The 13,022-nt window shown below is 46.6% G+C and carries 12 protein-coding genes; 11 read left to right on the top strand and 1 reads right to left on the bottom strand.

The window, feature by feature from the left end; all coding sequences use genetic code 11:
• Positions 1 to 693: a response regulator transcription factor gene (locus tag ACN6MV_RS24375; RefSeq protein WP_419885038.1), complete on the bottom strand. Its 693-nt coding sequence runs from the start codon at positions 691 to 693 to the stop codon at positions 1 to 3.
• A gap of 283 nt (positions 694 to 976) precedes the next feature.
• On the opposite strand from ACN6MV_RS24375, the gene ACN6MV_RS24370 reads away from it, so the two are divergent.
• From ACN6MV_RS24370 to ACN6MV_RS24320, 11 genes are all read left to right on the top strand, one after another.
• Positions 977 to 1,132: a hypothetical protein gene (locus tag ACN6MV_RS24370; protein ID WP_156114855.1), complete on the top strand. Its 156-nt coding sequence runs from the start codon at positions 977 to 979 to the stop codon at positions 1,130 to 1,132.
• Positions 1,133 to 1,279: 147 nt separating this feature from the next.
• Entirely contained in the window at positions 1,280 to 1,789 is a 510-nt protein-coding gene (locus ACN6MV_RS24365; RefSeq protein ID WP_042130474.1) for a type 1 glutamine amidotransferase domain-containing protein, read from the top strand.
• 44 nt (positions 1,790 to 1,833) lie between these two features.
• A complete protein-coding gene (locus tag ACN6MV_RS24360) occupies positions 1,834 to 2,283 on the top strand; it encodes a hypothetical protein (protein ID WP_419885037.1) in 450 nt (149 codons plus the stop codon).
• A gap of 350 nt (positions 2,284 to 2,633) precedes the next feature.
• Positions 2,634 to 2,774: a hypothetical protein gene (locus ACN6MV_RS24355; protein WP_156114854.1), complete on the top strand. Its 141-nt coding sequence runs from the start codon at positions 2,634 to 2,636 to the stop codon at positions 2,772 to 2,774.
• Positions 2,775 to 2,971: 197 nt separating this feature from the next.
• On the top strand, positions 2,972 to 4,225 hold the full coding sequence (gene hisS, locus ACN6MV_RS24350) for a histidine--tRNA ligase (RefSeq protein WP_419885036.1): 1,254 nt from the start codon (positions 2,972 to 2,974) through the stop codon (positions 4,223 to 4,225).
• 83 nt (positions 4,226 to 4,308) lie between these two features.
• Positions 4,309 to 6,087, top strand: coding sequence for an aspartate--tRNA ligase (aspS, locus tag ACN6MV_RS24345; RefSeq protein WP_076117403.1), 1,779 nt, complete (start codon positions 4,309 to 4,311; stop codon positions 6,085 to 6,087).
• A 66-nt stretch (positions 6,088 to 6,153) separates the two neighbouring features.
• Positions 6,154 to 6,909, top strand: a complete 756-nt coding sequence (locus ACN6MV_RS24340) for a tRNA threonylcarbamoyladenosine dehydratase (RefSeq protein WP_042130468.1) — start codon at positions 6,154 to 6,156, stop codon at positions 6,907 to 6,909.
• A 238-nt stretch (positions 6,910 to 7,147) separates the two neighbouring features.
• Positions 7,148 to 8,446 (top strand): NCS2 family permease, encoded by a 1,299-nt coding sequence (locus ACN6MV_RS24335; protein ID WP_042130466.1) that lies wholly within the window; start codon positions 7,148 to 7,150, stop codon positions 8,444 to 8,446.
• Between the two features lie 129 nt (positions 8,447 to 8,575).
• Positions 8,576 to 10,759, top strand: coding sequence for a HelD family protein (locus ACN6MV_RS24330; RefSeq protein ID WP_042130465.1), 2,184 nt, complete (start codon positions 8,576 to 8,578; stop codon positions 10,757 to 10,759).
• Positions 10,760 to 11,150: 391 nt separating this feature from the next.
• Positions 11,151 to 11,432 carry a CD3324 family protein gene (locus ACN6MV_RS24325; RefSeq protein WP_042130463.1) on the top strand — a complete coding sequence of 94 codons (282 nt, stop codon included), beginning with the start codon at positions 11,151 to 11,153 and terminating at the stop codon, positions 11,430 to 11,432.
• Positions 11,433 to 11,628: 196 nt separating this feature from the next.
• Positions 11,629 to 12,933: a replication-associated recombination protein A gene (locus tag ACN6MV_RS24320; RefSeq protein ID WP_042130461.1), complete on the top strand. Its 1,305-nt coding sequence runs from the start codon at positions 11,629 to 11,631 to the stop codon at positions 12,931 to 12,933.
• Positions 12,934 to 13,022: the final 89 nt, after the last annotated feature.

Genomic DNA, 13,022 nt, shown 5'->3' with positions numbered 1-13,022 from the left:
TCATAAGGACTCCCGGGTGGCTTTGTAACCTACTCCGTATACGGTCTGGAGCAGACGTTGACCTTCGTCGCCCAACTTACTGCGGATGCGCTGTATATGAATGTCTACTGTGCGCGTGCCCCCGTCATAGTCGAGCCCCCAGACAAGATCTAGTAGTTCCTCGCGCGTGTATACCCGTTCCGTATGGAGGACGAGCAGGTGTAGCAGCTCGAATTCTTTGGGCGTCAGCCCCACCTTCTCACCGGTCACCTGTACGTCACGATGTGACGGGTTCACTTTCACCCCACCAATTATGATTGGACTGTCGGAGGGAGCGTGTTCCGCGCTTTTCTCGACTCGACGGTGCAGCGCTCTAACTCGGGCGACGAGCTCTCGAATATCGAACGGCTTGGTCATATAATCATCTGCACCCAGCTCCAGGCCTAGTACTTTGTCTACAATGTCGTTCTTGACCGTGAGCAATAGGATGCCAATCCCTCTCCGGTTCTCCAGCCGACGGCACACATCATAACCAGACAGCCCTGGCATCATAACGTCCAGTACGAACACTTGCGGCTGGAACGATTCGACGAGCCTGAGCGCGGCTTCGCCGTCAGCGGCCGTTTCGACCTGAAAGCCTTCCCGCCGCAGTGCATAGGCGATAGCTATCACGATAGAGCGTTCATCGTCTACGACAAGCACTCTTTTATCCATGCTGTTAATCCTTTCCACCTCGCTATTGTTGTTGTGATACGCCTATTCTACATATTGCGCTCAGCAAAAGCGAACCAATTGGGGGGTTGAAAGCAAACACCAGCTCTAACGGAGCTTCCAAAATTCTAGTAATCCTCCTTCTTCTGATGGCTACAAGCGTCCTTCGCATAAAAGTCTGCTTGTATCTGTTGTGTTGTAGTAGATACTTGCGCGGATAGAGCCACTTGGAGCTGGATAAACTAAAGGTAGACAGTGATCCCGCACAAGGCAAGGAGCTTAGGTAATGAGACAATCACAGAAGGCATGGGTATGGAGAAGCATCCCGGCACTAGCGGCTGGGAGTCCTGTAGAAGCCTATGCATTAGCCAAAAAGACAGAAGAAGAAATTGAATCTCAAGTGATCAAAGGAAGAAGCCGCAATCTCTTACCGCGTACCTGAAATGGTGGTAGAGGCGGCTTTTTGATGCAGTTAACGGGGTGTATTTTCTGATTAGAGTTTAGAAATCATTGTGATAAGGGTAATAGACGACAAGAAAGAACAATAACTACCTTTTCATATGAACAAGCAGAGAGGAGAACTTATCACATGAGTAATGTTGCGTTTTTACTAGCTAATGATTTTGAAGATTCTGAGATGAAGGTTCCTTATGATGAAGTTATAAAGGCAGGACATCAAGCTGACATTATTGGTTTAAAGAAGGGGGAGACCTTACTAGGCAAAAAGAAAGAAGTCTCTTACGCAGCTGATAAAGCTATAGCCGATGTTAAAGCAGGCAGCTATGACGCGATTGTAATTCCAGGGGGTTCTTCCCCCGAAAACTTGCGGCAAAATGCGGATATTCTGAAGTTTGTGAAAGAAGCAAATGAAGCTGGTAAACCAATCGCATCTATTTGCCACGGACCTCAAATTCTGATTAGTGCAGACTTGCTTAAGGGACGTACCATCACCTGTTATCCTCCGCTGAAAGATGATGTTGTGAACGCCGGTGCGGAGTTTAAAGATGAAGAAGTGGTAGTTGATCGTAATTACATTACTTCGCGTACACCGAAAGATGAGCCTGCCTTCGTTCGTGAAATATTGAAGGTCCTGAAATAGCAATTTATAACACTGAGTCTTATAATCTAAAGGAGGTAATGGTAATGACCAGAAAAATCCAAGCATATTTTAGAACGGAAAATGAAGCAGAAGGTGCTAAAATTGCATTGTTTAGTTACAAGGTGGATGGCTTGGAAGTTTGGCCGCTCACGGACCCTATTGGGGAAGATCGTAGAATCCTGTTTCCCATCGCGCCATTTAGTAATACAACATTAGCTGCAGGCACAATAGGGACGCTTGGAACGGGTAGCACTCCGGCAGCTGGAGCTATGCTGGCTCCTGGTGTTGCCGCCTCCGAAACTCGGGATGAACCTGAGACTCATTATAGTGTAGATGAAGACCAGGTAAGTGCGGATGTAGCCGATGACGAGCTTACAGATGGGGATTTAAGTGAACTGCGTTATGTGATGGATTTAAGTGTCGCAGAAGAGAATTATAATGAGGTTGTAGAAATCCTTCGGGGTAAAGGGGCATTTGTTGAGCAATTCGATTAACAATAATCTATTAAAATAAACCGCTTTCATGAATGTAATATAATCGTAATATTACATACATGTTTCCTTAATATAGCGTGTTTATAATAAAGGCATGACCCCCTTTTTAATAATATATGATGATGGACCTGCAGCATTTGGCTGCAGGTCATTTTTTTTGTAACGGTTCAAATGAAAGGTTAGAAGTTGAAAGTTGTCGAATTTTTATTCAGCTTCGTATTTACTGCCTTGACTTTAGCACAGTAGTTCAGTAGAATTTAAAAATATACGATTTTATCATATGGTTTTGATGACGGGAACAAGTAATTCGAGGACCCACAACCCCAGAGAGGAATCCCCTGTAGATTCAGATGACATCCAGTACAACGGATGATTTATCGTTTCCGCTTGGCTGCAAGGATTCTGTTGATGAGCGAATGAATGACCTCCCCGAGAACGTACGGCGAAAGTGGGCAATGGATGTTGCCGCGATCAGTAGCCGTTACGCGTAGGCGGGCGTTAACCGCTTTGAGCGGATTCAGAATGGTTCTGATCCGGAATGTGGGTGGTACCACGGGTGTATTATTGGTTATGATAATCCCTCGTCCCTGTTTTTTATAAACAGGACGGGGGATTTTTTGTTTTGTTTAGCATGATGAAGTGATGAAGAGAGCAGATTTAGAGGGGTATTTTTTAGGAGGGATAGACTGTGGCTAAAGAAAGATTCGAGAAACCTACAGGAACACAGGATGTGCTTCCGGGGACTGTGGAGAAATGGCAGTACATTGAAGGGACGGCTAGAGATTTGTGCCGTCGTTTCAATTATCGTGAAATCCGTACACCAATGTTCGAGAACACGGGGTTATTCGAGCGTGGGGTAGGCGAAACAACGGATATTGTGGAAGGCGAGATGTACACGTTCAAGGATAAAGGCGATCGCGATTTGGCGCTGCGTCCTGAAGGAACGGCAGGTGTAGTCCGAGCTTATGTTCAGAACAAGCTATATGGTGAACCGGATGTAAGCAAGCTGTATTATATCGGACCCATGTTCCGTTATGAGCGTCCACAGGCAGGGAGATATCGTCAATTCCATCAGTTTGGTATTGAGGCTTTTGGAGCCGTGGATCCGGCTATTGATGCGGAAGTAGTTTCTTTAGGCTATCAATTCTATAAGGATCTTGGCCTTAAGGATGTAAGAGTTGAAATCAATTCTGTCGGTAACGCACCTAGCCGTGCAGCTTATCGGGAGAAACTATTGGGTTTCTTAAGACCCATGAAGGATACCCTTTGCAGTGACTGTCAGCGTCGGATTGAGCGTAATCCGCTTCGCGTGCTGGATTGCAAGGTAGATCAGGATAAATTTACAGATGCGCCTTCCATTTTGGATAGTCTGGATGAAGAGTGCACAATTCATTTTGAGAAGGTGAAGATGCACCTTAACATCATGGGAGTGGAATTCACCATTAACCCTCGTCTTGTCAGAGGACTGGATTATTACACGCATACAGCGTTTGAATATAAAGCAGCAGGTATTGGCTCGATTGATACCGTGGGCGGCGGTGGCCGATACAACGGTTTGGTTGAAGAAATTGGTGGACCGGACCAACCTGGGATTGGTTTTGGGATTGGGCTGGAACGAATTCTCCTCATTCTTGAGGATCAGAAGGTAGAGCTGGAGACGGCGAAGCCACTGGATGTGTACTTCGTAGCTCTCGGTGAAGAAGCTGATATCGAAATCTCTAAACAGCTATATATTCTGCGCAGTCAAGGGTTCTCGGCAGAACGCGATTATTTAGGCCGGAAGATGAAGGCGCAGATGAAATCGGCAGACCGTATGTCGGCACGTTATACTGCCATTCTTGGCGAAGATGAGCTGAAGAATGGGGTCATTACAGTGAAGTCGATGAATACCGGGGAGCAGCGCACCGTGAAGCTGGAAGAGCTGGGTCAGGCACTAGTTTAGACCATCTGACTACATCGTCTTATGGTGACTGTATAGAGAAAGATTAAAAATGTATTTTTAACCATGAAGGGGAATGATAAATTATGCAAAGAAGTCATCATTGTGGACAATTAACGCCAGAACATATTGGACAGACGGTAACCTTGAACGGATGGGTGCAGACTCGCCGCGACCTTGGGGGCGTACTATTTATTGATCTGCGTGACAGAAGCGGTATTGTACAAGTTGTATTTAACCCAGACTACTCTGGCGAAGCCTTACAAATTGCTGATAAGGTTCGTAGTGAATACGTCCTGGCTGTTAAAGGTAAAGTTGTTAAACGTGATGCTGAAACCATTAACCGCAACCTGCCAACAGGTGAAATTGAAGTGCAAATTACGGACATTGAAGTGCTGAACGCAGCTAAGACACCTCCGTTCTTCATCGAAGATGGTGTGGAAGTAGACGAGTCTCTGCGTCTCAAATATCGCTATTTGGACCTTCGTCGTCCGGAAATGCAAAGAACCTTGCTGCTTCGTTCGAAAGCTTCTAAGATTTTCCGCGATTTCCTTGATAGTGAAGGATTCATCGACGTAGAAACACCGATCCTGACTAAGAGCTCTCCGGAAGGCGCGCGTGATTATTTGGTGCCAAGCCGTGTGCATGAAGGTGAATTCTTCGCATTGCCGCAATCTCCACAAATCTACAAGCAATTGTTGATGGTGGGCGGCGTGGAGCGCTATTACCAAATCGCTCGTTGTTTCCGTGATGAAGATTTGCGTGCTGACCGTCAGCCAGAATTCACTCAAGTAGACATCGAAACTTCATTCCTATCACAAGATGAACTGCTTGGTATGATGGAGAAGCTGATGCAGCGTCTGTTCAAGGAAACTGTAGGAGCAGATATCGAGCTTCCATTCCAACGTTTGACTTATGCTGAGGCTATGGGCAAATACGGATCTGATAAACCAGATCTTCGTTTTGGATTAGAACTTGTAGAAATGAATGATATTGTTGCAACTAGCGGTGTGAAGGTGTTCGCTTCTGTAATCGAAAAAGGCGGCGAAGTGAAATGTCTAAATGCTAAAGGCTGTGGCACTTGGACTCGTAAAGAAATCGATGACCTCGGACCTTATGCCGCTCGTTATGGCGCGAAGGGGTTGGCATGGATTCAAGTGAAAGACGGTGAATTCAAAGGGCCGATTGTGAAATTCTTCTCCGAAGAAGAAATTGCGGCTGTGAAGGAGCGTACAGGCGCTGAAGAAGGCGACCTTCTCCTCTTCTCTGCTGATAATAAAAAGGTTGTAGCAGACGTTCTAGGCGCTCTTCGTGTCAAAATCGGACGTCAACTCGGTCTGATCGACGACAACGTATTCAAGTTCGCTTGGGTTACTGACTTCCCACTCCTTGGTTATGATGAAGATCAGAAACGTTATGTGGCGGAACACCATCCGTTCACTCGTCCACGTGAAGAGGATCTGCATCTGTTTGACACAGATCCAGGTGCAATCCGTGCGCAAGCTTATGATATCGTTCTGAACGGTTATGAAGTAGGCGGGGGCTCCATGCGGATTTACAAACGTGACGTACAGGAGAAAATGTTCGAAGCCCTTGGCTTCACGCAAGAGGTTGCTTACGAGAAGTTTGGTTACCTGATGGATGCGTTCGAATACGGTACACCTCCACACGGCGGTATCGCGTTCGGTTTAGATCGTCTAGTAATGCTATTGTCCGGTCGTACGAATCTGCGTGAAACCATCGCATTCCCGAAAACAGCAAGTGCAACAGACCTGCTCATGGATGCACCTTCGCCAGTAGATGGTTCACAATTGGAGCAACTGCACATTAAGCTGGCTCTTAAACCGAAGAAAGAAAAAGAATAATTAACTAATCGAAGCGGGCTAGGCAGATTTCTGCTTCGCTATAGCTTTTGAAGGAGGCTGTACCTCATGCTACATCAGTTCTCACGTACGGAACTGGCGATCGGACCGGAAGGTCTGGAGATAATGAAGAACAGCACGGTAGCGGTGCTAGGCATCGGCGGTGTTGGCGGTATGGCTGTTGAGGCTTTGGCGCGCACCGGTATCGGCAGGCTGATTCTGATTGATAAGGATTCTGTAGATATTACTAATGTGAATCGGCAAATTCATGCACTCACCACAACGGTTGGGCAGAAGAAGGCTGAATTGATGGTAGACCGTGTGAAGCTGATCAATCCAGAATGCGAAGCGATTGCGCTCAACATGTTCTATACAGAAGAAACCTATGAGGAATTGTTCAAATTAAAACCTGACTATGTACTCGATGCTTCGGATACGATTATTTATAAGGTTCATTTGATCAAAGAATGTCTGTCCCGTGGAATTCCAATGATCTCAAGCATGGGTGCTGCCAACAAAATGGATCCTACACGATTCCAGGTAGCAGACATTTCCAAGACAACCTATGACCCTATTGCTCGTGTCATTCGTCAGAAGCTGCGTAAGGAAGGGATTAAAAAGGGCGTGAAGGTGGTATTCTCTACAGAGCCGCCAATGAAGCCGCGTCAGGATGTTACGGATAAGATCGTTCCGGAGAATGCGCCGGATCGACGTAAAGCGAAACAACCACCAGCCAGCAATGCATTCGTTCCACCGGTAGCCGGTCTGATCATGGTCAGCGTTGCCGTGCGTGATTTGCTTGAGGCTGGAGGCGTCAGCTTGTAAGTGAACCGCTGAGCTGAAGCTGTTTCAATTATAGCGAAATTAGTAAATAAAATGGACAAAAGGGCGAGCAGCTGGAATCCAGTTGCGTACGCCCTTTTGTTGTGGTTAGCAGGTGAGTCTGCAAGATGCAGACGACATATAGGCATAATAGCTAAACCGGGATGAACCGCTGGTTATTAAGCTTATAATCCGGGTAATATCCGCCTGCGGAACTTAATATCAGTGGAGGTTTTTGTACATGAAATCGAATTTTTGGCGAAATAGTGTAGGGCTTGCGCCTGAGAATGAATGGAAACGGGAATGGGCTGCAGGGATCCTCTCGTATTTTGCTTCGGTATATATTGTGATGGTGAATGCGACGATTCTTCATGACGCTGGTATGCCGCTTAGACCGGCCATGGTGGCTACGTTATTGACTGCCATTACAGGCTGTCTATTAATGGCCTTCGGCGGGAAGACGCCGATCATCGTAGTACCAGGTATGGGGATTAACGCCTTTTTCACATACACACTTGTTCATTCCATGAATTTGGGCTGGAGAGAGGCGCTTACGGTAGTCGTTATAACGGGGGTATTATTCGCTATCGTGGCCTTCACCTCGCTTTATCGTATTCTTAGTGAAGCGATTCCGCAAAACCTGCAGCATGCGATAACTGTCGGGATAGGGCTATTTCTGACCTTTATAGGGCTGCAAAAAAGCGGAATTGTGATCGCACATCAGACCACTTTTGTTGCTATAGGACATTTTAGTGATCCTGCAGTTATCACTTCCTGCGTAACCTTGCTACTCGCTTTAGTACTGTTTATCCGCGGGACCAACGGTGGTTTGCTTATCAGTATGCTGGTTGGTACAGGTCTAGCCTACTTGCTGGGAGCGGCTCACGCGCCTGAGAAGCAGGCATCAGGCCATGTATTTACGGGTTATGGAAGCCTGTTTTTTGGAATGGACTGGGGTGGTATTGTAAGCCTCGTATTCTGGATTGCGGTATTCCTATTGCTGTTAATCGTTGTATTTGAAAATATTGGGCTAGTCGCCTCTCAGACGATGATGGCTGGACGTCCTGAGCGCTTCAAGAGCAGCTTACGAGCACTCTCTATTGCCAATATCGCCGCAGGTCTCTTTGGAAGCAGTCCTGTAGTCGCCGCTGCAGAATCCAATGCAGGGATTGCTGCAGGTGGACGTTCGGGTCTGACCTCGCTTGTGACAGGTCTTTTGTTCGGGGCAACATTCTTGTTCCTCCCTTTGCTCTCCTACATTCCAGACAGTGCTATCGCACCGATCTTGATTGTAATCGGTGGCCTTATGGTACAAAATGTGCGTGAGATGGACTTGAGCGATTTGACAGAGCTTTTCCCTTCTTTTTTGATCATGGTTATGATTCCATTCACTTATAGTATTGTGGACGGGATGGCTTTTGGCTTCATCACTTATCCGATCGTGAAGCTTGCTGTGGGCAAGGGGAAAGAAGTGCCTCCTGCACTCTATGGGATTGCGGGCTTGTTTGTAGCTAACTTTATTTTACAAGCTGTGCTATAGTGGGGGCTCTCTTGAAAGATTTGGTATTTTAGTGCTGATTGTGCTACAATGGGTATCCTTTTTGTGTGAGAAGAGGGAATGAGGAGAATGAAAATTTAAGCTCGATAAACTTTTAGGAGGTAACTGAAATTGGAAGACAACTTTCAAAGTGCCTATCAAGAGGAAGAAGACAGGCTGAATCAAGCGCTTACTGAGATTGACACCTTATTGGAGAAGCTTAACCAGACTCCGGTGTACACGGGACACGATTATACGGAACAAGTGTTAGAAGCGAACCGTGAACAGAAGCGCAAAGATCTTGCCAAGCTTCGGCAGGAGCCTTATTTCGGACGGCTTGATTTTCAGGGCAATGATGAGAAGCAGCGGAAGGCACTCTATATAGGAAAAATCGGCGTAGACCGCGAGCAGGTAAGCGACCGTCCGCTAGTCATTGACTGGCGCGCACCGGTAGCAAGCCTGTTCTATTCGTTTACCGGTGGTACGGAGCCAGCCTCCTATGAAGCTCCTGAGGGACTGATAGAAGGACTGGTATACCTCAAACGCAACGTGGTGATTCGTAAGCAGATTCTGGAGCGGGTCGCAGATACGTACAATCGGGAGAGTGACGCGCCTGTAGTATCAGACGAGTTTCTCGTCTATCGTTTGGGAGAGAACAAAGACAATCGTCTCCGTGATATCGTATCTACCATCCAGGAGGAGCAGGACAAGATTATCCGTGCGGCCAAAAATACAGCGCTGATCATTCAGGGCGTAGCGGGAAGTGGTAAAACAACAGTTGCACTTCACCGATTAGCCTTTCTGCTGTATCAATACAAGGATCAGGTTTCTGCGGAAAAAATGATTATTTTTGCACCGAACCGGATGTTTCTGGATTACATCTCAGATGTACTGCCTGAACTAGGAGTAGGTAATATTGCTCAGAGCACCTTTCCGGATTGGGCGGCAAATGTACTAGGTCTGGAGCTTCCAGAACAGGATGCGACGGAGACGATGAACCGCTGGTTTGAAACCTCTGGCGGTATGCCTGTGATTACAGAAGAAACGCCGGGACGTTTCAAGGGCTCTACGGTTCTGATGAGTATTATTGAATCAAGTATTAAGCTGCTGGAGACAAGTTCTGTTCCTGAGGGAGATTTTATCCCGTGGGAGGGCGCTGTGCTGCGCCGATCGATGATCTTACGTTGGCATAATGAAGAGTACGCTCCTTATCCGCCAGCGAAGCGGAAGGAACGTGTAATGGCACGGATACATCGCTGGATCGAGATGGAGCTGAAGAAGAGTCCATCGGCTGCAGCTATGAAGGATCGCAAGAAAAAAGGTGCTGCGCGAGAAAAAGCATACAGTGCAAAATGGCCTAAGTACGATCCGTTGACGATCTACAAGCAAATCTTCCGTGCGGCTAAAGTCCCGGAAGATTGGCCTGTGAATCCGCCAGAGAATATTCCGGTAGCTGTGCTGAAGGAAACGGCAAAAGATCTGAAAAAAGGAATTATACGCGAAGAGGATTTACCGCCTCTGTTGTATATCCATTATCTTTTGAATGGAGACGAGGGTGTAACTCGCTTTGATCATGTGGTGATTGACGAGGCTCAGGATTTTTCTCCTTTCCAAATTGCGGTGCTGGATTTATATGTGCGGGGTCATTCCTTTACGATCCTGGGTGATCTGTCACAGGGCATACACGCCTATAAAGGCGTACACGCTTGGGAAGAGATGCAGACCTTGTTTGCCCCTGAGAACACGGCTTATCACGCACTGACACGGAGCTATCGTTCTACTATGGAAATTATAGATTTCGCTAATGGCATTCTATCTTCCGGTGTGGAAAGCTCTCTGCTGGCTGTTCCGGTTTTTCGTAGTGGAGATCCCGTGCGAATGATCGCCTACGGGGAGGATACTGGGAAACTGGTGGCTGATGAGCAAGCTCGTCTGCGGACAATAAGCAACTCACTGAAGTCCTTGTCTGGAAGGGAATACCGTACTGTGGCTGTGCTAACACGTAGTTTGCGTGAAGCCACAGAGCTGTACGCTGAGCTGGAGCAGCATTTTGAAGATATACATCTGATAGACGGCAGCATGACGCAATATCAGGGTGGACTATCGGTGCTGCCTGTGTATTTATCTAAAGGTTTGGAATTTGATGCGGTAATCTTAGCGGATGCCGATCGAGATCATTACGGGGCGACAGCATGGGATGCAAAGCTGATGTATGTAGGCTGTACACGAGCACTCCACGAGCTTTGGTTGCTTCATAATGGGGAAATGCCTTCCTATGTGCAAATGACGGCTGAAAGCGATTCTGAGGGGAATTAAGACTGGTGGAGAACAGTTATAACTGTTTTTGAACTTGTAACTCCCCTATAGGTATGGCTTAATAATAAGTGTCCGGCCGGGCAAGAACACTTCTGGAAGGAGGCTGATTGAGATGATTTCAGTATACGAGGTGGTTTCCGTCTAAGACGGAAACCCGCTTAAAGCGAGGAGGCCGTATGGCCTCCTTATTACTAACATAGGAAGTACCACACTTATCCATAAAAACGAAATTTATGAATTAGAATGTAGACGCTACCAAGAGGTTTTTATATAATGAAATTACGGATTTTTCCAAATATGAGGAGAAGAAAGGAGGCAGGTGACGTGATTATAACTAAAAACTTAGTTGACCGACGCATAGGGACACACCTGTTGAAGGAGGAAATGCAAGTTGAGTTATGTAAATGGGAAGGATGTGCTCCCCCCTGGCTTGCTCGAAGAGCTTCAGGGATACATCCAAGGTGAACTGCTCTACATCCCGAAGAAAACGGAAGAGCGGGTTAGATGGGGCGAGAACAGCGGTTCGAGGAAAGAGATAGCGAATCGCAATAAGGAAATTTTCAGTTGTCATCGTGAAGGCGATTCCGTAGCTGAGCTTCAGAAGAAGTATCATCTGTCGGAAGAGAGCATTCGGAAAATCATATCAAAAATGAGGCTGGCGATAAACTGCTAGCGTACAATTTGAAAAAAGAGCATGGCTCCCGCCTTTCTAAGACGAGATCATGCTCTTTTTATTTTTTACGGAGAATACGTCAAGGCTGATACAGTGACCTTGCTTGGAAGGGCATCCTAATTCAGTGCTTTGATATGGTATGATAGGGAGAGGTTTACATTGTGCTTTTACAAGAATATAGCAAGGAAGTGGAGTTATGGATTTATTTTCTATGGGAGAGGACACTGGGGGCGGACGGCTGCTTGCGGACCGAATGAGACCGGAGAATCTGGATGAATATATTGGTCAAGAACATATCATAGGCCGGGGAAAGCTACTGCGAAGAGCGATTGAGGCTGATCAGGTCTCTTCAATTTTGCTCTATGGACCTCCTGGTTGTGGCAAAACAACATTGGCTCATATCATTTCTCATCATACGCAAGGGGAGTTTGTACGCCTGAATGCGGTGGAGGCTTCCGTAAAGGATGTGCGAGAGGTCATTGAACGAGCTCAAAATAATAAAACACTATACGGTTCTAAGACGATTCTTTTTCTGGATGAGGTACATCGGTTCAATAGTTCACGTCAGGATGCGCTGTTGCCGGCGGTAGAAAAAGGAACCATAACATTTATTGGTGCAACTACAGAGAACCCGTTCCATTATGTTAACGGAGCGCTTATGAGCCGTTCTACCTTGTTTCAGCTGGAGGCATTAACGAGTGAACACAGTCTGATCGCGATGCGCAGGGCTTTAGAGGACAAGGATAGAGGGCTTGGATTCATGGAGCTTCAGGTTGATGAAGAGGCATTAATGCATATCGCTACGATGGCTAACGGAGATATTCGGCGGGCATTAAATGCTCTGGAATTAGCGGCGTTAACTACTGCTCCCGAGGCAGATGGCAGTGTGCATATCACGCTGGAGGTGGCGGAAGAGTCAATTCGGCGCCCTATTGTGAAAGCAGATGAATCGACGCAGTATGATGTGCTTTCCGCTTTTCACAAAAGCATACGTGGTTCTAGTGATGCTGCGTTGTTCTGGTTTCTATATGCGGTAGAAAAGCTTGGGATGGACCCGATGACATTTATTCGGCGATTGATTGCGGCTAGCAGTGAGGATATTGGACTGGCGAATCCACAAGCCATGGTCCAAGCCGTGAGCGCGCTCGAAGCGTATAGGAATAACGGTTGGCCAGAAGCGAGGCTAAACATTGCACAAGCGATTCTTTTTGCGGTGGAGAGTCCAAAGTCTAATGCTGTAGTTACTGCGATTTCAAATGCAATGGCGAGTATGGATGAGATTAAATCTGCCGAGGTACCCTTACACTTACGAGACACCCATTACAAAGGGGCTACTGCGTTAGGGCATGAAGGGTATCAATATCCGCACAATTTTCCGGGGCATTATGTGAAACAGGAGTATTTGCCTAAAGAGATTTCTCAACGTGTTTTTTATCAAGCTACAGAGCAAGGGAATGAAATAAAGATTCGTCATAATCAACGACTACGACGCGAACAATAGTCCACTAGTGACTGCAACAACCTCCAAATCTCCCCTATTGAACAAAAAAATAATTTATTCACAATATTATTTATTCCAAAAAAAGGCGG

The organism is Paenibacillus sp. B-A-8 (assembly GCF_048572915.1).
Taxonomy (GTDB): domain Bacteria; phylum Bacillota; class Bacilli; order Paenibacillales; family Paenibacillaceae; genus Paenibacillus_AQ.
Note: the sequence above shows the minus strand (reverse complement) of the source record. Positions and strands in the feature narration are given on the sequence as shown.